This is a genomic window from Tranquillimonas rosea (assembly GCF_900111315.1).
GTDB lineage: Bacteria > Pseudomonadota > Alphaproteobacteria > Rhodobacterales > Rhodobacteraceae > Tranquillimonas > Tranquillimonas rosea.
On record NZ_FOGU01000003.1, the window covers coordinates 159,718 to 182,620 of the forward strand.

Genomic DNA, 22,903 nt, shown 5'->3' on the forward strand with positions numbered 1-22,903 from the left:
CGTCGCCCGAACCGTCCGACGATTGCTCACCGGACTGCTCCGACCCGGAGGCCTGCTGACCCGACTGATCGCCCGATTGCGAGCCCTCCGAGGACTGCTGGCTGCTTTCCTGCGCGGCTTCCAGTTCGGAAATCTGCTGCGAGATGCCCTGCTCGATCGCGAACAGCGCGGCCGAGCGGGTGGCGACGTCCATCGTCAGCGCCGTCAGAGTGTCCTGGATTTCCGACCGCTGATCCTGCGCCTGCGAGACGTTGCGCTCCAGCGTGTCGCGGCGCTCGCTCAGGGTGACGACCTCGTCGTCCAGCTCGGTCTGGCGCTGTTGCAGCGAGGTGACTTCCTCGCGCATAGACGACAGTTCCTCGCGCACCGAGGATTCCTCGGACCGAGCGTTCTGCAGGGCCGTTTCGGCCTGCGACAGCTCTTCGGTCAGCGTGGCGTTCTCGTTCTGCAGGTTCGAGATGCTCTCCTGCAGCTGCGCTTCCTGCGAGCGGGCCTCTTCCAGCCGGTTGCCGACCTCGGCCAGCTGATCCGTCTGATCGGCGATCTGCTGCTCCAGCTCGGCGCGGCGTTCCTCGTAGTTGTTCAGCTCCTCGCGCAGCGGCTCCACCTGGCTTTCCAGTTCGGACACCTGGTTCTGCCGGTCCTCGACGTTGCTCTCCAGGTCGGAAAGCTGCGTCTGAAGGTCCTCGAGCTGCGGCTGCAGCTCGTCGATCTGCGATTGGATCTGATCCCGCTCCTGCGTCAGGCTCTCGACCTCCGGCTCGAGCGTCTCGATCTGCGCGTTCAGATCCTCGACCGAGCCCGAGGCCGAGACCTGCTCGTCGAGGTCGGCCTGCGCGGTCTCGACCGCGGATTGAGCCGCTTCCAGCTCGTCGCTCATCGAGCTGCCGCGCGTCCAGAAATAGGCTGCGAAGAGCCAGCCCAGCACGGCCACGATGACGAGCGCGATCGTCGTCCCGCCGAATGAAGTCTTAGAGTCGTCCGCCATATCGTCCCCCTGTGTCGAACACCCGTGATCGGGCGGCGCCGGCGCGGCGCCCCCAATGGGTAGGCTCAGGGCTAACCTGCGTGCAAGCCCAAGGTTCCCGCGTGCGCGACCGGCGATGCGCCCCATCGGCCATGCGCCCGGATAAGTGCGCCATGGTTAATAATTCCACTGCGCGGCGCTGAGCGATGCGGAAAATCCGCGAATCGCGCCCGGTGGCGGCGTCGTCTTCCTGCCGCGACATGTCGCATCGGCGATGATTCGCCGCAGAGAGGATATTTGTGATAACACCGCCGAAACCTGTGATCACAAAAACCCCTCTGCACTTGCGAAAGGTCGCATTGGGGTCAAAACATCTTTGACGAGCGCGCCTCGGATGTCATGTGCTTTGATGAAGCGCGAACCGCAGAAGGGACAGTGACAGGTGAATATCCACGAATACCAGGCGAAGGCTCTGCTTCGCGACTACGGCGCGCCCGTCTCCGACGGCCGCACGGTCACACGTGCGGAAGAGGCCAAGACGGCGGCCGGCGAACTCGACGGCCCGCTTTGGGTGGTCAAGGCGCAGATCCACGCCGGCGGCCGCGGCAAGGGCCGTTTCGCCGAAGCCGACGCCGGCGACAAGGGCGGTGTCCGTCTCGCCAAGTCGGTCGAGGAAGCCGCCGACGAGGCGCGCAGGATGCTCGGCCGGACGCTGATCACGCACCAGACCGGGGCCGAGGGCAAGCAGGTCGGCCGCATCTACATCGAGGAAGGCTCGGGCATCGAGCGTGAGCTGTACCTCGCCCTTCTCGTCGACCGCGTGACCAGCCGCGTGTCGTTCGTCTGCTCGACCGAGGGCGGTGTCGACATCGAAGAGGTCGCCGCCTCCACGCCCGAGAAGATCCTCTCGTTCAGCGTCGATCCCGCCGCCGGCTACCAGCCGTTCCACGGTCGCCGCATCGCCTTCGCCCTCGGGCTCGAGGGTCAGCAGGTCAAGCAGTGCGTGCAGCTGATGGGCAATCTCTACCGTCTCTTCATCGAGAAGGACTGCGAGATGCTCGAGATCAACCCGCTGATCGTCACCGACGGCGGGCAGCTCAAGTGCCTCGACGCCAAGCTCGGCTTCGACAGCAACGCGCTCTACCGCCACTCGGACATCGCCGCCCTGCGCGACGAATCCGAGGAGGATCCCAAGGAACTCCAGGCTTCGAAGTACGACCTGAACTACATCGCGCTCGACGGCGAGATCGGCTGCATGGTCAACGGCGCCGGCCTTGCCATGGCGACGATGGACATCATCAAGCTCTACGGCGCCGAGCCGGCCAACTTCCTCGACGTCGGCGGCGGCGCCACGAAGGAGAAGGTGACCGAGGCGTTCAAGATCATCACCTCCGACAAGAACGTCAAAGGCATCCTGGTCAATATCTTCGGCGGCATCATGCGCTGCGACGTGATCGCCGAGGGCGTGGTCGCCGCGGTCAAGGAAGTCGGCCTGAGCGTGCCGCTCGTCGTCCGCCTCGAAGGCACGAATGTCGAGACGGGCAAGGAGATCCTGAACAGCTCCGACGTCAACATCATCGCCGCCGACGACCTCAAGGACGGCGCGCAGAAGATCGTCGAGGCGGTCAAGGGATGAGCCGGGGGCCGGGATACCTGCCGTTCGTCGCCGGGATCGCGCTGGCCGGCGTGGGCTTCGGCCTGCGCCAGCTGCGCCCCGGTGCGCTGAACCTTCCGGCGCCGGCACAGGCGCCGCGACTGCCCGATCCGGCCGACCCGCAGGACGTTGCCCGCCAGGCCCGTGACGGCCTGGCGAACGTGATGCCCGACAATCTCAACGACAGCTTCGGTCGGACACTGATGATCATGGGCGCGGGACTGATCCTGCTGCGCGCGCTCGACGAGATCGTGGACGAAGACGACGCGCGCTACTGACACGCGACCGGGGCGCGCACGCCTCGGGGAAAGGAACAAGAGGGACGCATGGCCGTACTCGTAGACGAAAACACAAAGGTGATCTGCCAGGGCTTCACGGGAAGCCAGGGCACCTTCCACTCCGAACAGGCGATCGCCTATGGCACCAAGATGGTCGGTGGCGTGACGCCGGGCAAAGGCGGCCAGACGCATCTGGACCTGCCGGTCTTCAACTCCTGCCACGAGGCCGTGGACCGCACCGGCGCGAACGCGAGCGTGATCTACGTGCCGCCGCCGTTCGCCGCCGACTCGATCCTCGAGGCGGTCGACGCCGGGATCGAACTGGTGGTCTGCATCACCGAGGGGATCCCGGTGCTCGACATGATGAAGGTCAAGCGCGCCCTGCAGGGCACCTCGACCACGCTGATCGGGCCGAACTGCCCCGGCGTCATCACGCCCGACGCCTGCAAGATCGGCATCATGCCCGGCCACATCCACAAGCGCGGCAAGGTCGGCGTCGTCAGCCGTTCGGGCACGCTCACCTACGAGGCGGTCAAGCAGACCACCGACGTCGGCCTGGGCCAGTCCACCTGCGTCGGCATCGGCGGCGACCCGATCAAGGGGACCGAGCATATCGACGTGCTCGAGATGTTCCTCGACGACGACGAGACCGAGGCGATCATCATGATCGGCGAGATCGGCGGCTCCGCCGAAGAGGACGCGGCCGAATTCCTCGCCGCCGAGCGCAAGAAGGGCCGCTGGAAGCCGACCGCCGGCTTCATCGCCGGGCGCACCGCGCCTCCGGGCCGCCGCATGGGCCACGCCGGTGCGATCGTCGCCGGCGGCAAGGGCGGCGCCGAGGACAAGATCGAGGCGATGAACTCGGCCGGCATCGTCGTCGCCGAGAGCCCCGCCCACCTGGGCGAGGCCGTGCTCAAGGCGATCGGCTGATGCGAGCGGGGCGAGCGGCAGCGCCGACCGCCCCGTCTCCGGGTGCCGCCCGCGCGGCGCCCGGCACCCCCCTTTTCCCAGCGCGGTCCCCTCGCGGCGCCGCGCGTTCCGATTGCACTGGTTCACACGACCCATGACACCGCAACAGGCGATCCGCACCTGCCTGCGCAAGTACGCCACCTTCTCGGGCCGCGCGCCGCGCCCGGAATACTGGTGGTTCTTCCTCTTCATCCTCGTCGGCAACATCGTCACCGGCTGGATCGACATGGCGCTGTTCGGCACCGCAACCGCGCCCGACGGCGGCCAAGAGGGCACATCGCCCGCGATCGTGTCGGCGATCTTTTCCCTGGCCACGCTGATCCCCAGCCTGGCGGCCGGATGGCGCCGGATGCACGACACGGGTCGTTCCGGGCTCTATCTGCTCTATCCTCTCATCGTGATGGTGGGACTTGGCACATTCGGCGCGCTGATGGGCATGCTTGGTCCCGTATTGGGCGACGGGGCGATCCCCTCCGGGCTCGCCGGTATCGGATTCGCCATCGGCATCTTCGTCTTCTTGATCTCTCCCCTGTTGGTGCTTTGGTGGCTGGCACGGCCCAGCCAGCCCGGCCCGAACGATTACGGGCCAAACCCTCGTGAGGTAACGCCATGACCGATCAATCCCGCAACGACCTGTATCACGCCTCCTCGTTCATGGGCGGACAGAACGCGGCCTATCTCGAACAGCTCTATGCCCGCTGGGCGAACGATCCCGCCGCCGTCGACGACGCCTGGGCCGAGTTCTTCCGCACGCTGGGCGACGACGAGGGCAGCGTGAAGGCCGAGGCCGCAGGCCCCTCCTGGGCGCGCGCCGACTGGCCGATCTCGCCCAACGACGAACTGATCGCGGCGCTCGACGGGCAGTGGCCCTCCGCCGCCCCGGCCGAGGGCGCGGCGCCGGTCGCCGCGGACGACGGCAAGGCGATCGCCGAGAAGATCGCGCAGAAGGCCGACAGCTCGCAGGTCAAGGTCAGCGAGCAGGCGATCAAGCGCGCCGTGCTGGATTCGATCCGCGCGCTGATGCTGATCCGCGCCTACCGCATCCGCGGGCATCTGGTGGCCGATCTCGACCCGCTGGGGATGCGCGACAAGACCCCGCACCCCGAGCTCGACCCAAAGTCCTACGGCTTCACCGATCAGGACATGGACCGGCCGATCTTCATCGACAAGGTGCTCGGGCTCGAGGTCGCTTCGCTGCGCGAGATCCTCGACATCGTGCGCCGCACCTATTGCGGCACCTTCGCGCTGCAGTACATGCACATCTCCGACCCCGAGCAGTCCGGCTGGCTGAAGGAGCGGATCGAGGGCTACGGCAAGGAGGTCACCTTCACCGAGCAGGGCCGCCGCGCCATCCTCAACAAGATGGTCGAGGCCGAGGGCTTCGAGAAGTTCCTACACGTCAAGTACATGGGCACCAAGCGCTTCGGCCTGGACGGCGGCGAAAGCCTGATCCCGGCGATGGAACAGATCATCAAGCGCGGCGGCAGCCTCGGCGTGAAGGAGATCGTCATCGGCATGCCCCACCGCGGCCGCCTCAGCGTGCTGGCCAACGTGCTGGGCAAGCCCTACCGCGCGATCTTCAACGAGTTTCAGGGCGGCAGCTTCAAGCCCGAGGACGTCGACGGCTCTGGCGACGTGAAATACCACCTCGGCGCGTCCTCCGACCGTGAGTTCGACGGCAACAAGGTGCACCTGTCGCTGACCGCGAACCCCTCGCACCTCGAGGCGGTGAACCCGGTCGTCGTGGGCAAGGCCCGCGCCAAGCAGGACCAGCACAACGATCCCCAGCGCACCGCCGTCCTTCCCATCCTGCTGCATGGCGACGCGGCCTTCGCCGGCCAGGGCGTCGTGGCCGAGTGCTTCGGTCTCTCTGGCCTCAAGGGGCACCGCACCGGCGGCACGATCCACATCGTCGTGAACAACCAGATCGGCTTCACCACAGCGCCGCACAACTCGCGCTCGTCGCCCTACCCGACCGACATCGCGCTGATGGTCGAAGCGCCGATCTTCCACGTCAACGGCGACGACCCCGAGGCCGTGGTCCACGCCGCCAAGGTGGCCACCGAGTTCCGGCAGAAGTTCCACAAGGACGTTGTGATCGACATGATCTGCTACCGGCGGTTCGGTCACAACGAGGGCGACGAGCCCATGTTCACCAACCCCGCGATGTACAAGCGGATCAAGCAGCAGAAGACCACGCTGACCCGCTACACCGATCGCCTCGTGGCCGACGACCTGATCCCCGAGGGCGAGATCGAGGACATCAAGGCGCAGTTCCAGTCGACGCTCAACGACGAGTTCGAGGCCAGCAAGACCTTCAGGCCGAACAAGGCGGACTGGCTGGACGGGCGCTGGTCGCATCTCGACAAGGAGGGCGACAAGTATCAGCGCGGCCAGACCGCCATCGCCGAAGAGACCTTCGACGAGGTCGGCGCCGCGCTGACGCGGGTGCCCGAGGATTTCAACATCCACAAGACGGTGAACCGCCTGCTCGACGCCAAGCGCAAGATGTTCGACTCGGGCGAGGGTTTCGACTGGGCCACCGCCGAGGCGCTGGCCTTCGGCTCGCTCCTGACCGAGGGCTACCCGGTGCGCCTGTCCGGCCAGGACAGCGTCCGCGGCACCTTCTCGCAGCGCCACTCGGCGATCATCGACCAGACGAGCGAAGACCGGTACTTCCCGCTCAACAACATCCGCGAGGGCCAGGCGAAGTACGAGGCAATCGACTCGATGCTGTCGGAATACGCCGTCCTGGGCTTCGAGTACGGCTACTCGCTGGCCGAGCCCAACGCGCTCACCTGCTGGGAGGCGCAGTTCGGCGACTTCGCCAACGGCGGCCAGATCATGTTCGACCAGTTCATTTCGTCCGGCGAGGCGAAGTGGCTGCGCATGTCCGGCCTCGTCTGCCTGCTGCCCCACGGCTACGAGGGCCAGGGTCCGGAACACTCCTCGGCCCGGCTCGAGCGGTTCCTGCAGCAATGCGGCCAGGATAACTGGATCGTCGCCAACTGCACCACGCCGGCGAACTACTTCCACATCCTGCGCCGGCAGCTGCACCGCACCTTCCGCAAGCCGCTGATCATGATGACGCCCAAGTCGCTCCTGCGGCACAAGATGGCGGTCAGCCGGCGGGAAGAGTTCGTGACCGGCTCCAGCTTCCACCGAGTGCTGTGGGACGACGCCGAAAAGGGCAACTCGGACACCCAGCTGGTCTCCGACGACAAGATGCGCCGCGTGGTGCTGTGCTCGGGCAAGGTCTACTACGACCTGCTCGAAAAGCGCGACGAGGCCGGCATCGACGACGTCTACCTGATGCGGCTGGAACAGTTCTATCCGTTCCCCGCCCTCGCCCTGTCGAAAGAGCTGCAGCGCTTCCCCCAGGCCGAGATGATCTGGTGCCAGGAAGAGCCCAAGAACCAGGGCGGCTGGAACTTCGTCGAGCCCAACATCGAATGGGTGCTGTCGCGCACCAAGGCCGAGCACACCCGCCCGGTCTATGTCGGACGCGCGGCCGCGGCGGCCCCCGCCACCGGGCTCGCCTCGCAACACAAAGAGCAACAGCAGGCGCTGGTGAACCAGGCGCTGGCAATCGAGGAATAAGGATCACCGATGAGCACTGAAGTCCGCGTGCCCACCCTGGGCGAAAGCGTCACCGAAGCCACCGTCGCCACCTGGTTCAAGAAGCCGGGCGAGCGCGTCGAGGCCGACGAGATGCTCTGCGAGCTCGAGACCGACAAGGTCACCGTCGAGGTCCCCTCCCCCGCCTCCGGCGAGCTCAGCGAAATCGTCGCGCAGGAGGGCGAGACCGTCGGCGTCGACGCCCTGCTGGCCCAGATCTCCGAGGCCGGCAATGCCGGCCCCGAGGAGACCAAGGCGAAGGAGACGACGAAGTCCGACGGAGGCGAGGCCAAGGCCGACGCCAAGGGCGAGAGCGACGCGCCGAAATCCGCCCCCGACGAGGGGCAGGAGGTCGACGTCATGGTGCCCGCCCTCGGCGAAAGCGTGAGCGAGGCCACCGTCGCCACCTGGTTCAAGAAGACCGGCGACACCGTGAAGGCCGACGAGATGCTCTGCGAGCTCGAGACCGACAAGGTCTCGGTCGAGGTCCCCGCGCCCGCCTCCGGCACGCTGAAGGACATCCTCGCCAACGAGGGCGACACCGTCGAGGCCGGCGGTCGCGTCGCCACGATGACCCGCGGCGGCGAGGGGCAGGCCCACTCGGCCCAGGAAGGCACGCCCGAGACCACCGAGGACCCTAAGCAGGTCGCCTCCGAGGCGCCCGCCCCCGCCGACAAGGGCCGCGAGGACACCGAGGACGCCCCCTCGGCCAAGAAGATGATGGCCGAGAAGGGCGTCGACCGCGAAAAGGTGCAGGCCTCGGGCCGCGACGGCCGGGTGATGAAGGAGGACGTGATCAACGCCCTCAACCAGCCCAAGGAAGAGAAGGCCGAGCAGCCCAAGCAGGCCCCGCGCGCCCCCGTCCCCGCCGAGGACGAGAGCCGCGAGGAAAGGGTCAAGATGACCCGCCTGCGCCAGACCATCGCCCGCCGCCTGAAGGACGCCCAGAACACCGCGGCCATGCTGACCACCTACAACGAGGTGGACATGACCGAGACGATGGCGCTCCGGAAGGAATACAAGGAGCTGTTCGAGAAGAAGCACGGCGTCCGCCTGGGCTTCATGTCCTTCTTCACCAAGGCGTGCTGCCACGCCCTGAAGGAGGTCCCCGAGGTCAACTCCGAGATCGACGGCACCGAGATCGTGTACAAGAACTTCGTGCACATGGGCATCGCCACCGGCACGCCCAACGGCCTCGTCGTGCCGGTGATCCGCGACGCCGACTCGATGTCCTTCGCCGAGATCGAAAAGGCGATCGGCGAGAAGGGCAAGCGCGCCCGCGACAACAAGCTGTCGATGGCCGAGATGCAGGGCGGCACCTTCACCATCTCGAACGGCGGCGTCTACGGCTCGCTGATGTCCTCGCCGATCCTGAACCCGCCGCAATCCGGCATCCTGGGCATGCACAAGATCCAGGAACGCCCGATGGTCGTGAACGGCGAGATCAAGATCCGCCCGATGATGTATCTCGCGCTGAGCTACGATCACCGCATCGTCGACGGCAAGGGCGCCGTGACCTTCCTCGTCCGCGTCAAGGAGGCGCTCGAGGATCCGCGCCGGATGCTGATGGACCTGTAAGCGTCGCCCCGCCCGGACGCCCCTTCCTCGGGGGCCGTCCGGGCGGCCGCCGCCGGCCCCGGCCACGGACCGTCAGACGGACCAGGACAGACAGACCATGCCCCGACGCCTCGCCCGCCTCCTGCCCCTCGTGCCGCTTCTCGCGGCTTGCGCGGGCCCCAGCGTGAACCAGCCCGGCGCGCCCGCTGTCCGGCACTTCGCCTCGACCAACGTCTACGAGGGCGGCGCGCGCTGGCACCTGTTCGTGTTCGACCCGGCCGAACCGCGCTCGCTCGACGATCGGCTCGCCCTGGCGCGCTCGGCTACCGCCGCAGATCCGGCCTGCCGCTGGGTGCGCGCGCCCCGCGTCGAGATCGAGGAGCGAACCCGCGCCCAAGGCGCGCGTTATGCCGACACGATGCTCGCCGCGCCGCTCCGCTGCGACGCCTGAGCTCCCCGTCCGGCGCCCCGGCGCCGGTCCGACAGAAGACAACCGTGCCAAGGCCCGCCACGGCGTGCCGTTCCGAAGGAGACACCGATGCAACTTCTCGTCCGCTTCGACACCACCGGCTACGAGACCTGGAAAGCCGCCTATGACGGCGGGTCCGAGGACCGGCAACACTCCGGCGTGACGCAGATGCAGCTCTGGCACGATGCCGACACGCCGAACCGCGTCTGGGGCCTCTACCAGGCCAGCGACCGGGAAAAGGCGCGCAGCCACTTCAAGACACGCGCCAAGCTCAACGAGAACACCACGGACATCCAGCTGCACTTCCTGCGCACCGCCTGACACGCCGCACGGGCCCCCGCCTGTCCCCCTCGCCGTCCAGCGCCGCGCCCCGGCGATCCATCACCGGTCCGGCGCGGCCCCCCAATCTCGTGGAGCCGCAATGACGCCCGAACTGCTCGTCCTCACCCTCGCCGGCCTCCTGCAGGTCGTGCAGTTCGGCCTGATGTCGGTGCCGGCCAACCTCGAACTCGGCCCCGGCAAGACGATGAGCCCGCGCGATCCGCAGCGGCTCGGCAAGCCGCTGATCGAACAGGTCAGCGTTCGCACGGGCCGGCTGTTCCGCGCGCTCAACAACCACTTCGAGGCGCTGATCCTGTTCACCGTCGCGGTGGTCGTGGTCACCCTCTCGGACCAGTCGACCTGGCTGACTGCCACCTGCGCCTGGGTCTATCTCGGCGCCCGCATCCTCTACGTCCCCGCCTACGCCTTCGGCTGGGTGCCGTGGCGCTCACTGATCTTCGGTGTGGGCTTCTTTGCGACCGTGCTGATGCTGCTCGCGGCGCTGGTGTGACGGGAGCAAGACCGCGGATGTCCAGACCGAGAAAATGCGAATTTGCCCCCCGGCGCCCTGTGCGCCATCGTATGCCGCATCGGTGCACGCCCTGTGCACGCCCGGTGCACGCCCTGTGACAACGAAGGAGACCCCATGTCCAGCTATGACGTCATCGTAATCGGCTCCGGTCCCGGCGGCTATGTCTGCGCTATCCGCTGCGCGCAGCTCGGCCTCAAGACCGCCTGCGTCGAGGGCCGCGAGACGCTGGGCGGCACCTGCCTCAACGTCGGCTGCATCCCCTCCAAGGCGCTCCTGCACGCCACCCACCAACTCCATGAAGCGGAAGAGAATTTCGCCAAGATGGGCCTCAAGGGAAAGACCCCCTCGGTCGATTGGGAGCAGATGCAGTCCTACAAGGAGGACACAATCGGCCAGAACACCAAGGGCATCGAGTTCCTGTTCAAGAAGAACAAGGTCGACTGGCTCAAGGGCTGGGGCTCAATCCCCGAGAAGGGCAAGGTCAAGGTCGGCGACGAGGTCCACGAGGCCAAGAACATCGTCATCGCCACCGGCTCCGAAACCGCCTCCCTCCCGGGCGTCGAGATCGACGAGAAGCTGGTCGTCAGCTCCACCGGCGCCCTGTCGCTCCCGAAGGTGCCGAAGAAGATGATCGTCATCGGCGCCGGCGTCATCGGCCTCGAGATGGGCAGCGTCTACAACCGCCTCGGAACCGAGGTCACGGTGCTCGAGTATCTCGACGGCATCACCCCGACGATGGACGGCGAGGTCTCCAAGAACTTCCAGAAACTGCTCAAGAAACAGGGCATGGACTTCGTCCTCGGCGCCGCCGTGCAGGGCGTCGAGACGACCAAGACGAAGGCCAAGGTCTCCTACAAGATGAAGAAGGACGACAGCGAGCACACGCTCGACGCCGACGTCGTCCTTGTCTCCACAGGCCGCAAGCCCTTCACCGACGGCCTCGGCGCGACCGACCTCGGGATCGAGATCACCGACAAGGGCCAGGTGAAGACCGACGCGCACCGCAAGACGACGATCGACGGCATCTGGGCCATCGGCGACGCAATCGAGGGCCCCATGCTCGCCCACAAGGCCGAGGACGAGGGAATGGCCGTAGCCGAAAGCATCGCCGGCCAGGCCGGCCACGTGAACTACGGCGTGATTCCCTCGGTGATCTACACCCACCCCGAGGTCGCCGCCGTCGGCGAGACCGAGGAATCTCTCAAGTCCTCGGGCCGCGCCTACAAGGTCGGCAAGTTCGCCTTCATGGGCAACGGCCGCGCCAAGGCCAACTTCGCCGCGGACGGCTTCGTCAAGATCCTCGCCGACAAGGAGACCGACCGCATCCTCGGGGCGCATATCATCGGCCCGATGGCCGGCGACCTGATCCACGAGATCTGCGTCGCGATGGAATTCGGCGCCGCGGCCGAGGACCTCGCCCGCACCTGCCACGCACACCCGACCTATTCCGAGGCCGTGCGCGAGGCCGCCCTCGCCTGCGGCGACGGCCCGATCCACTCCTGACGGGCCGCGGGTCTTCTTCTGCCCGCAAATATCCAACCGGGGTGCCGCCGCTGGCGGCGCCCCGCAGCGCGGCGCCGGAGGCGCCGCCATCATCGTATGCGCCGCAGGCGCGCAATTCGGCAAACGCGCGGGCCGTCAGCCCACCAGCATCCGCAGCCCTTGGGTGACGTCCGTCCGCACCGCCAAGCGCAGCCCCGGCTCGTCCCCGGCCCGTAGCGCCGCGACGATCTGGCGATGGCCCGCCGGCAGGTCCGAGCGGTTCAGCCGCCCGTAGAGTTTCCGCATCGTCGGCCCCAGCTGCAGCCACACCGTCTCGGCCATCGCCAGCATCGCCGGCGCCTGCGCCCTCAGGTAGAGCGTGCGGTGAAACTCCAGGTTGGTCGAGATATAGCCGACCGCGTCGTGGTGGGCGATGCGCTCGGCGATCGCCGCGTTGATCGTCTGAAGCCGGTCGATCAGCGCGATATGCGCCCGCGGCAGCGCCCGACTGGCCAGTTCCGTCTCGATCAGCGCCCGCAGCGCCGCCAGCTCCTCGATCCGTTCCCGCGACAGGACGGGTGTCGTCGCCCGCCCCGAGGGCGACAGGGTCAGCGCGCCCTCCGCCGCCAGCCGGCGCACGGCCTCGCGCGCAGGCGTCATCGACACGTCGAACTCCTTGGCGATGCCGCGCAAGGTCAGCGCGGCGCCCGGGGCGAGCTCGCCATGCATGATCCGGCCGCGCAGGGTGCGGTAGACGCGGTCGTGGGCGGCCGGAACGGCCTCTGATCGGGAGGTCATCAGCATGGGGGCGATCATCCGGTCCCGGCGCGGCGCGGTCAATCGGCGAAACGCCAGCGATGCAGGCCCTGTCCGTTGTGCCGCAGCCACGATCGGGGCTCCTCGAAATCGGGCCGAAGCCGCGCCACCACGCTCCAGAACGCCGCCGAGTGATCCATGTGCTCGAGATGCGCCACCTCGTGCGCCACGACGTAGTCCAGCACGTCCGGCGGCGCGAGGATCAGCCGCCAGGAAAGCATCAGATCCCCCGCCGGCGAGCAGGACCCCCAACGCGAGCGTGTATCTCGCACCGTCACCCGCCCATAGGGTCGCCCCAGACGGGCGGCGTGAAGGTCGGCCGCCGCCACCACCCGCTCGCGGGCCAGTGCCTTCAGCAGCGCCGCCACCTGCGGGCCGGCGGACCGCCCCGGTGCCACCTGGATCGCCCCCTCGCCCAACCGCGGGCGGGGGCCCTCGGTGACCGCCATTTCCTTCCCCGCCACGATCAGCTGCGTGCCCGCGACCACCGGTGTCGGCCGCTCCTGCCCCTCCAGCGCCTTGCGAATCCACCCTTCGCGCGAGCGGGCAAAGCGCAGCGCCTCGGTCTCGGTCACGCGCGGCGGAAGCGTCAGCGTCACCCGCCCGTCCAGCCCCGAGACGCGCAGCGACAGCCGCCGCGCCCGTCCGGACCGGCGCAGGGTGATGTCGATCGGGGGGTTGCCCGGCAGGACCGCGTGTCCCATATCCGAAGCCTCCGAAAACCGCCTTGGCCGCGGTGACACTAGGCGGCCCGGCACCCCGACGCCAGTGGCGCCGTCCGATCGGGGAAAGGCTTTGACAGGGACCGGCAGCTGTGGCACGTGGCGCCGATCCCAGCCAACGAGTTGTGAAAGGGTTTGCGATGCCCAAGGAAGAATGGGGCACGAAGCGCCTCTGCCCGACGACGGGCAAGCGCTTCTACGATCTCAATGCAGATCCGGTGGTCAGTCCCTACACCGGTGAAGTCGTCCCGCTCGAGACCGGCAAGGGCTCGCGCACCATGCTTGCCGACAAGGCCGACAAGCAGAGCACGAAAGAGACCGAGAAGTCCGAGAACGACGACTCCGTCCTCGAGGACGACAGCAACAACAATGTCGATCTCGGCGACGACGTGCTCGAGGACGATGAGGACGACGACAACGTCTCCCTCGACGACATTGCCGACGTCTCCAACGAGGATGACGAAAGCTGAAGATTCGGTACGGGGCGGAGCGATTTTTTCACTTGCACCGCCCCGCGCCATCCCCTAGAGACGCCGCACGGCACGGGGCCTTAGCTCAGTTGGGAGAGCGCCTGCATGGCATGCAGGAGGTCAGGGGTTCGACTCCCCTAGGCTCCACCAAATACCCCTTCAGAATCCATCGGACGTATCTCAGGCAATCGTTCCGCGCGGGCGGCGTTGCGTATCGGTCACAATCCTGCCCTTATTCTCCGAATGGGTTGTGAGGGCGAGTGCCAGAAAGGCCGGCGATGATTCGGTTCCCTCTCGCCTTCCCCGGCGAACGGCGTTATTTTGCCGACGAGGGAGGATATCGTCGTGCCACTCACGCGTCGCCAATTCACCACCGCCCTGATCGCTGCCGCCACCGCGCGTCCCGCAACGGGCGCCGCGCGCGCCCACATGCCTGACGTCCTGCGGGCGGGCGAGTTGGGCGGTGTCGGGGGCCAGAGCGGCCCGATCTGGGCCTATGACGGCATGCTGCCCGGACCGGTGATCCATGCCGAGCGCGGGCGGCGGGTGGTCCGGCGGCTCGAGAACGGCCTGCCCGTCGCGTCTGCCGTGCACTGGCACGGGACCCGCATCGATTCCGGGAACGGCGGCGCGGATCACCTTCTGGACGCGGTCGCGCCGGGCAGCGGCTTTCTCTACGATTTCGCGGTGCGCGACGCCGGAACCTACTGGTATCGCTCGCTCGATCAGGCGCGCACGCCCATCGCGCGCGGGTTGCACGGCTTTCTCATCGTCGGTGAGGAAGCCCCTCCGGACATCGACGAGGACCTGCCGCTGGCGGTCACCGACCGGCACGTCGCGCTCGACCCCGCGCCGGACGACCACACGCCGCGGCTGGTCACCTGCGAGATGCGGCAGGGGCAGCGGCTGAGGCTGCGCATGGTGAACGCCTCGGCGCATCACCTGCTCCGGCTCGAGCCTCACGGCCTGACCGCCTGGATCGCGGCGCTCGACGGGATGCCCCTGCCGCAGGCGCGCCGGCTGAGCGCGCCCTTCCTGCTGGCGCCAGGGCAGCGGGCCGACATCCTCGCCGACGTGACGCTCGACGCGGGCGAGCGGGCGGCCCTGCTGCACCGCACGGCATCCGGTCCGGTGGTGCTGGCGACTTTCCCCGTCACCGGGCGCGGTCGCTCTCGCCGCGCACCGCTGCCGCTGGAGCCGAATCCGCTCGCGCAGCCGATGCGGCGCAGCGTCCGCCGGATGGTCATGCGTCTCAGCCGCTCGCACGGTCCGGACGGGCCGCCGCTCTTCACCGCCCGCGCTGGCGAAACGGTGCAACTGCGCCTGACGAACGACTCAACCGCGATGCAGACGGTTCACCTGCACGGACACCACATGCATCTCATCGACCGCGAGAACAGCCTTGGCGCGGTGCGGGACACCGTGCTGATACGGGCCGGCGACTCGCGTCAGGTGATCTTCGTCGCCGACAATCCGGGCGACTGGATGATCGAGTGCCACTCTCTCGCTCCCCACCACAAGGGACGGCGCGCACGGTTCCGCGTCACCTGACCCGCGCGGGGCTCAGCGGATCAGGATCGCCCGGAAATCGTTGACGTTGGTGCCGGTCGGGCCGGGCGCGAACAGGTCCCCAAGCAGGTCGAACGCCCGCCAGGCATCGTTGCGCGCCAGCAGGTCCGCGGGATCGTGGCCCGCCGTGCGCAGGCGCCGCGCGCTCTGGCCGTCGGCAAAGGCGCCGGCGTTGTCCTCGGAGCCGTCGATCCCGTCGGTATCGGCCGCAAGGGCGGCAAGCCCGTCCACCCCGTCCGCCGCCATCGCGAAGGCCAGCAGGAACTCTGTGTTGCGGCCGCCCCGCCCCTTCTGCCGCAGCGTGACCGTGGTCTCGCCGCCCGAGAGCAGAAGGCAGGGCCGCGCGAAGGGTCTGTCCCGCGTCGCGACCTCGCGGGCGAGCGCGGCGTGCATCCGGCCGATGTCGCGCGCCTCTCCCTCGATCGCGTCCGACAGGATGTGCGACGTGATCCCAGCCAACCGCGCAGCCTCCGCCGCCGCTTCGAGGGAGCGTGCGGCCGAGGCGATCACATGCACCTCGTCCCGCGCGAAGGCGGGATCGTCGGGATCCGGCGCCTTCGGAGCGGTCTCAAGGTGCCGCGCCACTGCATCGGGCAGCTCAATGTTCCAGTCGCGCACCGCGGCGCGGGCGATTTCGATGTCGCGCCTGTCGGGCACGGTCGGGCCCGAGGCCACCTCGGCCGGCGCATCGCCGGGCACGTCCGAGACGATCAGGCTGACCACCCGCGCGGGATGCGCGGCTTCGGCGAGGCGTCCGCCCTTGATGCGACTCACTTGCTTGCGAATGGCGTTCATCGCGCCGATCGGGGCACCCGAGCGCAGGAGCGACTCGGTCAGCGCCTGTTCGTCCGCCAGCGTCAGGCCCTCGGGCGGCGCCGGCAGCAGCGCCGAGCCCCCGCCGCAGATCAGTGCGACCACCAGATCGTCGGGGCCGAGGCCCGTCACCGCGTCGAGCAGCGCCTCGCTCGCCTCGAGACCGGGCGCGTCGGGCACCGGATGCGCCGCCTCCAGCACCCGGATCGTCCGCGTCGGGGCGCCGAATCCGTGCCGGGTGACGACGACCCCCTCGCACGGAGCCGGCCAGAGGTCCTCGAACGCACCGGCGAGATGGGCCGCGCCCTTGCCGGCGCCCACGACGACGGTGCGGCCCGGCGGCGGCTCGGGCAGATGATCCTTCAACGCGCGGTGCGGATCGGCCGCCTCGACGGCGGCCTCGAACAGCGACGTCAGCAGGCGGCGGTCCGTGTCCTCCATCGCTCAGCCCACCGCCGCGTCGCGCAGGGCCCGGATGTTGCGGCCATAGGCGTCGGGCTCGGTCACACTGCCACCCTTGAAGGCGGCGGAGCCGGCGATCAGAACGTCCGCCCCGGCGGCCACGCAGCGGGGCGCGCTCGTCGTGTCGACGCCGCCGTCGCACTCGATGTGGATGTCGCGGTCACCGACCATGGCGCGCAGCTCGCGCACCTTGTCGAGCTGGCCGTCGATGAAGGCTTGCCCGCCGAAGCCGGGGTTCACCGTCATCACGCAGATCACGTCGACGAGGTCCAGCACATGCGCCACGGCCGACGCCGGGGTGGCCGGGTTCAGAGCCACGCCCGGCCGGACGCCCGCCGCGCGGATCGCCTGCAGCGTGCGGTGCAGGTGCGGCCCGGCCTCGACATGGGCGGTGAGGATGTCTGCGCCCGCCTCGGCAAAGGCGGCGATGTAGGGATCGACGGGCGCGATCATCAGGTGGACGTCCATCGTGCCCTTGATATGCGGGCGGATCGCGGCACAGGTCGCTGGACCGAAGGTGATGTTCGGCACGAAGTGGCCGTCCATCACGTCGACATGGACCCAGTCGGCGCCCTGGTCCTCGATGGCGCGGCACTCGGCACCGAAATCGGCGAAGTCGGCCGACAGGATCGACGGGGCGATCTTGATGGCTCTGGCGGACATGGCGTTATCTCCCGGAAGGTCGGTCCCGAGGCTTTCCTACCGCCTCGTAGGGTGTTTGTGTAGCCCCGGCCCGGTCAGCGCCGCCGGCCAGGCCACCAGCTGGGCTTGGTGCTGGGATCGCCGTCGGTCAGCGGGTCGATGTTCGACTGACGGAACATGATCAGCAGCCGCCGGATCGTCAGGATCAGCAGCACGATGACGACGATGCGGACGATGTTGCCCCACGGGAACAGTTCGACATCCGGCGAGTCGACGGGGCGGATGCCCAACGCGTTCGGAAACACCGACAGGATGTCCATGCGCCATCCGTAGTGACGCAGCACGACCCATTGCGGCTCGTCCCCGGTCGAGCGGAGGTCGGCGGCCCGGGTCTGCAGGCTGGCGCTGTCGAACTTCAGGTAGGGCGGCCAGCCCCAGCCGGTATCCTCGTTGCGATAGACCATCGGATCGCCGTCGGCCTGGATCGTCTGGACGAAGAACACGTCGCGATTGTCGTTCTGGGCGTTGCCGGTGTTGGCGCGGGACCAGAACACCGCGTTGTTGCCCGGATCGATGCGGCGTTCATACGTGTCCGCGATCCGCACCACGTCGCGCTGCGGGAGGGTGTAGTGAAGGAACGCCGCCAGCAGCAGAAGGACGACGATGCGAATGGTCCATTTCACGTAGAGCATACCGTTGTCTTCCCTCATCGCGCGCCGCGAGGCAAGCGCGTCATCCGTTGCGGATCTCCTCGGCCTGCCGCGCCGCGCGCAGCCGGCGCCCGAGGCCCAGGATCGTCAGCAGCAGGAACGGCGCCCAGACCAGCGCCGACATCGTTCCAAGCCACAGGAAGTGCCAGACGCTCGCCAGCGGCGCGGACTGCGCCGCCGCGCCCAGTCGGGCGCCGCCGACCGCATAGAGAACGGCGAAAAGCCCGGCGGCCAGAACGACCAGCACGAGCGCCGCGAGCAGACCGCGCAGCGCCAGCCCCGCGTCGCCGCGTGGCGGCCAGACACGGCAGATCGCAAGCGGCACCGCGGCGGCGGCCACGGCCAGCACGATCAGCGGCAGGGCGAGTTCGAGCGTCAGGGTCACGGGCGGCGCCTCCTGCGGTTCAAGGTCGTGCGCCGGCGGCGGCTCGGCAAGGGGCGACTTGCCTCATCCCGGCGCCCCCTGCATCGTGCGGGCGCTGGCCGGAGGGACGCGAATGAAACCGGGTGAACGCAACCTTATCACCGACGTGCCTGGACTGCGCGTGGGCCACGCGCAGGACGCGCGCCTGAAATCGGGCACCACGGTGCTGACCGGCGACAGGCCCTTCACCGCCGCCGTCCAGGTCATCGGCGGCGCGCCCGGCACGCGTGAGACCGATCTTCTGGCGCCCGAGAACCTCGTGCCCGCGGTGGACGCGCTGGTCCTGTCCGGCGGCTCGGCGTTCGGGCTGGCGGCGGCCGATGGCGTGGCCGCGGGGCTGCGCGCCGCGGGACGCGGGTTCGAGGCGGCGGGCCACCGGGTGCCCATCGTGCCAGCCGCGATCCTCTTCGACCTGGCGGCGGGCGGCACCCATGACTGGACCCAGTCGCCCTACCAGCCCCTGGGCCGGCAGGCCCTCGACACGGCCGGGCCAGACTTTGATCTGGGCAGCGTCGGCGCCGGCACCGGGGCCACCACGGCCGGGGTGAAGGGCGGCCTGGGATCGGCCTCGGCGGTGCTGGCGGACGGCACGACACTCGGCGCGCTCGTCGCGGTCAACGCGGTGGGCAGCGCGGTTCACCCCGGCACCGGGCAATTCTGGGCGGCCCCGTTCGAGCGGGGCGGCGAATACGGCGACCGGGGCGCCCCGAAGGACGACGGCGGCGGCTTTCCGGCAACGAAACTGACCGAGGGCACCAACACGACGATCGCCATCGTGGCGACCGACGCCACGCTCACCAAGGCGCAGGCACGGCGGATGGCGATGGCGGCGCATGACGGCATGGCCCGCGCGCTGCTGCCCAGCCACACGCCCTTCGACGGCGACCTCGTGTTCGCCGCTGCCACGGGGACGCGTCCCGCACCGGACCCGGCGGGCGAGTTGCGGCTTGGCCATGCCGCCGCGTGCTGCCTGGCGCGGGCGATCGCGCGCGGGGTGCATGCCGCGACATCGGCCGAGGGCGACGTGCTGCCCACCTGGGCCGAAAGCTGGGGCTGACCGCGCTCAGGCCCGCCGCGTCCGCGACATCAGCGCCGCCGCAACCGCGTAGACCCCGAGCGTCAGAACCGCGAGCGCGGCGAGGAAGATCGCCAGCGCCGCCGCCGGCCCGCCGCCGCCCAGCATCGCGGGCAGCGCCCCGGTCCAGAGCGTCGCGCCGATGGTCAGCGCGAACAGCACAGCGGCCCCGGCCGACAGGATCATCGCGGCACGCCCCGCAACCGATCCCCGCGCCCGGCCGAGCGCCCGTCGCAAGGACGCCCGCTGCCGCGCCAGATCGGCCTGCATCGCCATCAGCGCCGGCACCACCAGCAGGACCAGCACCAGCCCGAAGCTCAGCCCGAAGACGAGCGTCAGCACCGTCGGCTTGAGGAACTCGGCCTGTTGCGAGCTTTCGTACAACAGCGGCGCCAGCCCGAGCACGGTGGTCAGCGTCGTCAGCAGCACCGGGCGCAGCCGATCGCAGGCGGCATCGACGATCGCCGGGAACAACCCGCGTCCCTCGGCGTATTCGTCGGCCGTCGTCACCAGGACGATCGAGTCGTTGATGATGATCCCGGTCATGCCGATCAGCCCAACAACCGTGAACATCGACAGGGGCATCCCCCACAGGTCGTGCCCCCAGATCGTGCCGACCAGCCCGAACGGGATGATCGCCATCACGACGAGCGGGCGCGTCCAGCTGGCGAAGATCCAGGCGAGCGTCAGGTAGATCCCCAGCAGGCAGAGCACGAAGCCGGTCGCCGCGTCGCTCAGGAACTCGCTCTCCTGCTCGGCCAGCCCCGACATGCGGGTCGAGACCCCGAAATCCGCCTCGAGCTGGGGCAGGATGCGGTCCTGCAGCTCGGCCTGGATCTCAGTGGCGCGGGCCGGGTCGTCCTCGGAGATATCGCCCAGCACCGACACCAGACGGATGCCGTTCTCGCGCCGGACGGTGGAAAAGCCCGAGGTCGTCTCGACCGAGACCACGTCGGCGAGGCTGACATAGACCCCGTCGGGCGTGCGGACCTGGGTGCGGTCGACGAAATCCGCCGTCAGCTCGTCCTCGGGCAGCTCGACGCGGATCGCGGCCGAGCGCGGTCCGACCGGATAGGTCGCCGCCTCGATCCCGGTGAGCCGGTTGCGCAGCGTCGCCCCGAGCGCGTCGATCGACAGCCCAAGCGCCTCACCCTGGGGGGTGAGCGTCAGCACCATCTCGTCCTTGTCGTAGGCGAGCGTGTCTTCCAGCCCCGAGACCTCGGGATACTGCTCCATCGTGGATTTCAAATCCTCGGCCGCGGCTTTCAGCACCGGCGTCTCGGCCCCGAACAGCTGCACGTCGAGCGAGTCGCCCCCCGGCCCCCAGCGCCCTCCGCGGAAGCTGAGCGTCTCGAGCAGCGGGTGCCGCTCGATCCGGTCCTGAAGGTCGGCGGTGAACTGTGAGGCCGGATAGGGGCGTTCGTCCGGGCCGATCAGCTCGACCGAGATCGCGCCGAGCTGATAGCTCTCTTTGCTCTCGGTGCCCGACAGGCCGCGTCCGGCGTTTCCGCCGATCTCGGCCACGGCATAGGCCACCGGGTCGCTGCCGTAGCGGTCGGCATAGTCCGAGGACGTGGCCCGCACCGCCGCCTGGAGGTTGCGCATCATCTCCATCGTGTCGGCGCGCTCGGCCTCGGGCAGCATGGCGAAGTTGCCCGACACGCTGTCCTGTTCCGGCGAGTTGAAGAAGCGCCACTGCACGTCGCCCGTCAGGACCAGCGCCACCTGGCTGGCCAACAGCGCGACGGCCCCCGCCAGCACCGGATAGCGCGCCCGGATCACGCCCCGCATCAGCGGCCGGAACGCGCGTTCGCGGACGAAGGTGAAACCGCGGTTCACCTGCCGCGAGGGCCAGTCGTACCAGTGCTGCTTCGCGGACGAGGCGAGCGCGTGCGCCATGTGGTTCGGCAGGATCAGGAAGCACTCGATCAGCGACGCCAGCAGCACGACGATGACGGTAAAGGGGATGTCGGCGATAAGCCCGCCGAAGCGCCCGCCGACGGCCACCAGTCCGAAGAAGGCGATGACCGTGGTGATCGTCGCGGAGAAGACCGGCGCGAACATCCGGCCCGCCGCGGTCTCGGCGGCCTCGGTCGGCGTCTCGCCCAGCCGTCGGACACGGAAATCGGCGTGCTCTCCCACCACGATCGCATCGTCGACCACGATGCCCAGCGTCAGGATCAGCGCGAAGAGCGAGATCATGTTGAACGTCAGCCCCGCCACGTACATCAGCGCGATGGCCACGGTCATCGCCACCGGGATCCCCGCCGCCACCCACAGCGCGGTGCGCGCGTTGAGGAACAGGAACAGCAGCGCCACCACCAGCACGAGCCCCATCAGCCCGTTGTCGAGCAGCAGGTTCAGGCGGCCGCTGATCTCTTCTGAGCGGGTGCGGATCAGGTCGATCGAGACACCCTGCGGCAACCCAGCCCGCATGTCGGCGGCGACGCTCTCGACCGTTTCCTGAAGCGACAGGGCATCGCCGGTCGCACTGCGGTCGACGCGGAGCGAGATCGCCGGATCGGCACCAACGTAGTAGGCCCTGTCGCGGTCGACGCCCTCGAACCGGATGTCGGCCACGTCGCCGACCCGCAGCGTCGATCCGTCCGGGTTCGAACGAAGGACGACGTTCGCCAATTCCTCGGGCGTGCGGCGGGCGGTGCCGGTGCGCAGCCGCGCCGCGCCCGAGACGTCGCCCGCCGGGTTCGCCTCGGCCGCCGCCGCGAGCGCCCCGGCGATGGTCTCGAGCGTCAGGTCATGGCGCATCAGGGCGATCTGCGGCACCTCGACGATGGTGTTCGGCGCCGACAGGCCCCGCAGGCTGGTGCGGGTCACGCCCTGCTGGAACAGCCGCGTGTTGAACTCGTCGGCGAAGCGCGCCAGCTGATCGACCCCGACCGGGCCGGTGATGACCACGTCCGTCACCCTGTCGCGCCAGCCGTCGCGGCTGACGCGGGGCTCTTCCGCGTCCTCCGGCAGGTCCGAGATGCCGTCGACCGCCGCCTGCACGTCGTTGTAGGCGCGGTCCATGTCCCAGCCGGGCTCGAACTCCACCTCGATGGAGGCGCGGCCCTCGGAGCTGCGGCTTTCGCTGCTCTCGACGCCCTCGACCGCCAGCAGGGCGGGTTCCATCAGGCCGACGATGGCGTTGTCCACGTCCTCGGCGCCGGCGCCCTCCCATCTGACGTCGACGTCGATGCTCTCGACCACGATGTCGGGAAAGAACTGCGCCCGCATCCGCGGCGCCGCCGCGATTCCGAGGGCCAGCAGGATCACGAGCAGCAGGTTCGCCGCCGTCCGGTGGCGGGTGAAATACGACAGGAGCCCGGCGATCGGAGAGAGACGGCGCATGG

At 68.9% G+C, this 22,903-nt stretch carries 21 protein-coding genes and 1 tRNA gene; 14 read left to right on the plus strand and 8 right to left on the minus strand.

Features of this window, described 5'->3' with window-relative positions; genetic code table 11:
• Positions 1-988: DUF1664 domain-containing protein (locus BMZ25_RS05880; protein ID WP_177190400.1), on the minus strand; the 988-nt coding region annotated here is incomplete at its 3' end.
• A 421-nt stretch (positions 989-1,409) separates the two neighbouring features.
• Here BMZ25_RS05880 and sucC point away from each other — a divergent pair.
• From sucC to lpdA, 10 genes are all read left to right on the plus strand, one after another.
• Positions 1,410-2,603: an ADP-forming succinate--CoA ligase subunit beta gene (gene sucC, locus BMZ25_RS05885; RefSeq protein ID WP_092690027.1), complete on the plus strand. Its 1,194-nt coding sequence runs from the start codon at positions 1,410-1,412 to the stop codon at positions 2,601-2,603.
• Entirely contained in the window at positions 2,600-2,899 is a 300-nt protein-coding gene (locus BMZ25_RS05890) for a hypothetical protein (RefSeq protein WP_092690030.1), read from the plus strand. The genes sucC and BMZ25_RS05890 overlap by 4 nt, the downstream gene beginning before the upstream one ends.
• Positions 2,900-2,947: 48 nt before the next feature.
• On the plus strand, positions 2,948-3,829 hold the full coding sequence (sucD, locus tag BMZ25_RS05895; RefSeq protein ID WP_092690033.1) for a succinate--CoA ligase subunit alpha: 882 nt from the start codon (positions 2,948-2,950) through the stop codon (positions 3,827-3,829).
• Between the two features lie 133 nt (positions 3,830-3,962).
• Positions 3,963-4,481, plus strand: coding sequence for a DUF805 domain-containing protein (locus tag BMZ25_RS05900; RefSeq protein WP_092690036.1), 519 nt, complete (start codon positions 3,963-3,965; stop codon positions 4,479-4,481).
• Positions 4,478-7,468: a 2-oxoglutarate dehydrogenase E1 component gene (locus tag BMZ25_RS05905; protein ID WP_092690040.1), complete on the plus strand. Its 2,991-nt coding sequence runs from the start codon at positions 4,478-4,480 to the stop codon at positions 7,466-7,468. The genes BMZ25_RS05900 and BMZ25_RS05905 overlap by 4 nt, the downstream gene beginning before the upstream one ends.
• 9 nt (positions 7,469-7,477) lie before the next feature.
• A complete protein-coding gene (odhB, locus tag BMZ25_RS05910; RefSeq protein WP_092690044.1) occupies positions 7,478-9,064 on the plus strand; it encodes a 2-oxoglutarate dehydrogenase complex dihydrolipoyllysine-residue succinyltransferase in 1,587 nt (528 codons plus the stop codon).
• 97 nt (positions 9,065-9,161) lie between these two features.
• Positions 9,162-9,494, plus strand: coding sequence for a hypothetical protein (locus tag BMZ25_RS05915; protein WP_092690047.1), 333 nt, complete (start codon positions 9,162-9,164; stop codon positions 9,492-9,494).
• Positions 9,495-9,581: 87 nt separating this feature from the next.
• Entirely contained in the window at positions 9,582-9,833 is a 252-nt protein-coding gene (locus BMZ25_RS05920; RefSeq protein ID WP_092690053.1) for a hypothetical protein, read from the plus strand.
• A gap of 100 nt (positions 9,834-9,933) precedes the next feature.
• Positions 9,934-10,344, plus strand: a complete 411-nt coding sequence (locus BMZ25_RS05925; protein ID WP_092690056.1) for an MAPEG family protein — start codon at positions 9,934-9,936, stop codon at positions 10,342-10,344.
• A gap of 135 nt (positions 10,345-10,479) precedes the next feature.
• Positions 10,480-11,868: a dihydrolipoyl dehydrogenase gene (lpdA, locus tag BMZ25_RS05930; protein ID WP_092690059.1), complete on the plus strand. Its 1,389-nt coding sequence runs from the start codon at positions 10,480-10,482 to the stop codon at positions 11,866-11,868.
• Between the two features lie 135 nt (positions 11,869-12,003).
• Here the strand turns inward: lpdA and BMZ25_RS05935 are convergent, their stop codons facing one another.
• Together BMZ25_RS05935 and BMZ25_RS05940 are read right to left on the minus strand one after the other, a co-directional pair.
• A complete protein-coding gene (locus BMZ25_RS05935; RefSeq protein WP_092690979.1) occupies positions 12,004-12,651 on the minus strand; it encodes a GntR family transcriptional regulator in 648 nt (215 codons plus the stop codon).
• Positions 12,652-12,683: 32 nt separating this feature from the next.
• On the minus strand, positions 12,684-13,367 hold the full coding sequence (locus BMZ25_RS05940) for a M48 family metallopeptidase (RefSeq protein ID WP_092690065.1): 684 nt from the start codon (positions 13,365-13,367) through the stop codon (positions 12,684-12,686).
• 158 nt (positions 13,368-13,525) lie between these two features.
• Here BMZ25_RS05940 and BMZ25_RS05945 point away from each other — a divergent pair, with 158 nt between their 5' ends.
• From BMZ25_RS05945 to BMZ25_RS05955, 3 genes are all read left to right on the plus strand, one after another.
• Positions 13,526-13,855 (plus strand): TIGR02300 family protein, encoded by a 330-nt coding sequence (locus tag BMZ25_RS05945; RefSeq protein ID WP_092690071.1) that lies wholly within the window; start codon positions 13,526-13,528, stop codon positions 13,853-13,855.
• 74 nt (positions 13,856-13,929) lie between these two features.
• A tRNA-Ala gene (locus BMZ25_RS05950) sits at positions 13,930-14,005 on the plus strand.
• A gap of 195 nt (positions 14,006-14,200) precedes the next feature.
• Positions 14,201-15,406, plus strand: coding sequence for a multicopper oxidase family protein (locus tag BMZ25_RS05955; RefSeq protein ID WP_092690076.1), 1,206 nt, complete (start codon positions 14,201-14,203; stop codon positions 15,404-15,406).
• 12 nt (positions 15,407-15,418) lie between these two features.
• On the opposite strand, the gene BMZ25_RS05960 is transcribed toward BMZ25_RS05955, so the two are convergent.
• From BMZ25_RS05960 to BMZ25_RS05975, 4 genes are all read right to left on the minus strand, one after another.
• Complete coding sequence (locus BMZ25_RS05960) at positions 15,419-16,678, minus strand: glycerate kinase type-2 family protein (protein WP_092690082.1); 1,260 nt, start codon at positions 16,676-16,678, stop codon at positions 15,419-15,421.
• Positions 16,679-16,681: 3 nt separating this feature from the next.
• Positions 16,682-17,362, minus strand: a complete 681-nt coding sequence (gene rpe, locus BMZ25_RS05965) for a ribulose-phosphate 3-epimerase (protein WP_092690088.1) — start codon at positions 17,360-17,362, stop codon at positions 16,682-16,684.
• Between the two features lie 74 nt (positions 17,363-17,436).
• Positions 17,437-18,033 (minus strand): DUF1523 family protein, encoded by a 597-nt coding sequence (locus tag BMZ25_RS05970; RefSeq protein WP_092690093.1) that lies wholly within the window; start codon positions 18,031-18,033, stop codon positions 17,437-17,439.
• A 40-nt stretch (positions 18,034-18,073) separates the two neighbouring features.
• Complete coding sequence (locus tag BMZ25_RS05975) at positions 18,074-18,436, minus strand: hypothetical protein (RefSeq protein WP_092690099.1); 363 nt, start codon at positions 18,434-18,436, stop codon at positions 18,074-18,076.
• Positions 18,437-18,548: 112 nt separating this feature from the next.
• Here BMZ25_RS05975 and BMZ25_RS05980 point away from each other — a divergent pair, with 112 nt between their 5' ends.
• The gene (locus tag BMZ25_RS05980; protein ID WP_092690101.1) at positions 18,549-19,532 is read left to right on the plus strand and encodes a P1 family peptidase; all 984 of its coding nucleotides are present in this window, start codon (positions 18,549-18,551) and stop codon (positions 19,530-19,532) included.
• A 6-nt stretch (positions 19,533-19,538) separates the two neighbouring features.
• On the opposite strand, the gene BMZ25_RS05985 is transcribed toward BMZ25_RS05980, so the two are convergent.
• A complete protein-coding gene (locus BMZ25_RS05985) occupies positions 19,539-22,901 on the minus strand; it encodes an efflux RND transporter permease subunit (RefSeq protein WP_092690106.1) in 3,363 nt (1,120 codons plus the stop codon).
• Positions 22,902-22,903 lie beyond the last annotated feature (2 nt).

Bases quoted from the DNA above. Each gene is read 5' to 3' on its own strand.
- BMZ25_RS05960 (WP_092690082.1), bottom strand. From the start codon at position 16,678: ATGGAGGACACGGACCGCCGCCTGCTGACGTCGCTGTTCGAGGCCGCC.
- lpdA (WP_092690059.1), top strand. From the start codon at position 10,480: ATGTCCAGCTATGACGTCATCGTAATCGGCTCCGGTCCCGGCGGCTAT.
- BMZ25_RS05905 (WP_092690040.1), top strand. From the start codon at position 4,478: ATGACCGATCAATCCCGCAACGACCTGTATCACGCCTCCTCGTTCATG.
- BMZ25_RS05980 (WP_092690101.1), top strand. From the start codon at position 18,549: ATGAAACCGGGTGAACGCAACCTTATCACCGACGTGCCTGGACTGCGC.
- rpe (WP_092690088.1), bottom strand. From the start codon at position 17,362: ATGTCCGCCAGAGCCATCAAGATCGCCCCGTCGATCCTGTCGGCCGAC.
- BMZ25_RS05935 (WP_092690979.1), bottom strand. From the start codon at position 12,651: ATGCTGATGACCTCCCGATCAGAGGCCGTTCCGGCCGCCCACGACCGC.
- BMZ25_RS05970 (WP_092690093.1), bottom strand. From the start codon at position 18,033: ATGCTCTACGTGAAATGGACCATTCGCATCGTCGTCCTTCTGCTGCTG.
- BMZ25_RS05915 (WP_092690047.1), top strand. From the start codon at position 9,162: ATGCCCCGACGCCTCGCCCGCCTCCTGCCCCTCGTGCCGCTTCTCGCG.
- BMZ25_RS05985 (WP_092690106.1), bottom strand. From the start codon at position 22,901: ATGCGCCGTCTCTCTCCGATCGCCGGGCTCCTGTCGTATTTCACCCGC.
- odhB (WP_092690044.1), top strand. From the start codon at position 7,478: ATGAGCACTGAAGTCCGCGTGCCCACCCTGGGCGAAAGCGTCACCGAA.
- BMZ25_RS05900 (WP_092690036.1), top strand. From the start codon at position 3,963: ATGACACCGCAACAGGCGATCCGCACCTGCCTGCGCAAGTACGCCACC.
- BMZ25_RS05925 (WP_092690056.1), top strand. From the start codon at position 9,934: ATGACGCCCGAACTGCTCGTCCTCACCCTCGCCGGCCTCCTGCAGGTC.
- BMZ25_RS05890 (WP_092690030.1), top strand. From the start codon at position 2,600: ATGAGCCGGGGGCCGGGATACCTGCCGTTCGTCGCCGGGATCGCGCTG.
- BMZ25_RS05940 (WP_092690065.1), bottom strand. From the start codon at position 13,367: ATGGGACACGCGGTCCTGCCGGGCAACCCCCCGATCGACATCACCCTG.
- BMZ25_RS05920 (WP_092690053.1), top strand. From the start codon at position 9,582: ATGCAACTTCTCGTCCGCTTCGACACCACCGGCTACGAGACCTGGAAA.
- sucD (WP_092690033.1), top strand. From the start codon at position 2,948: ATGGCCGTACTCGTAGACGAAAACACAAAGGTGATCTGCCAGGGCTTC.
- BMZ25_RS05945 (WP_092690071.1), top strand. From the start codon at position 13,526: ATGCCCAAGGAAGAATGGGGCACGAAGCGCCTCTGCCCGACGACGGGC.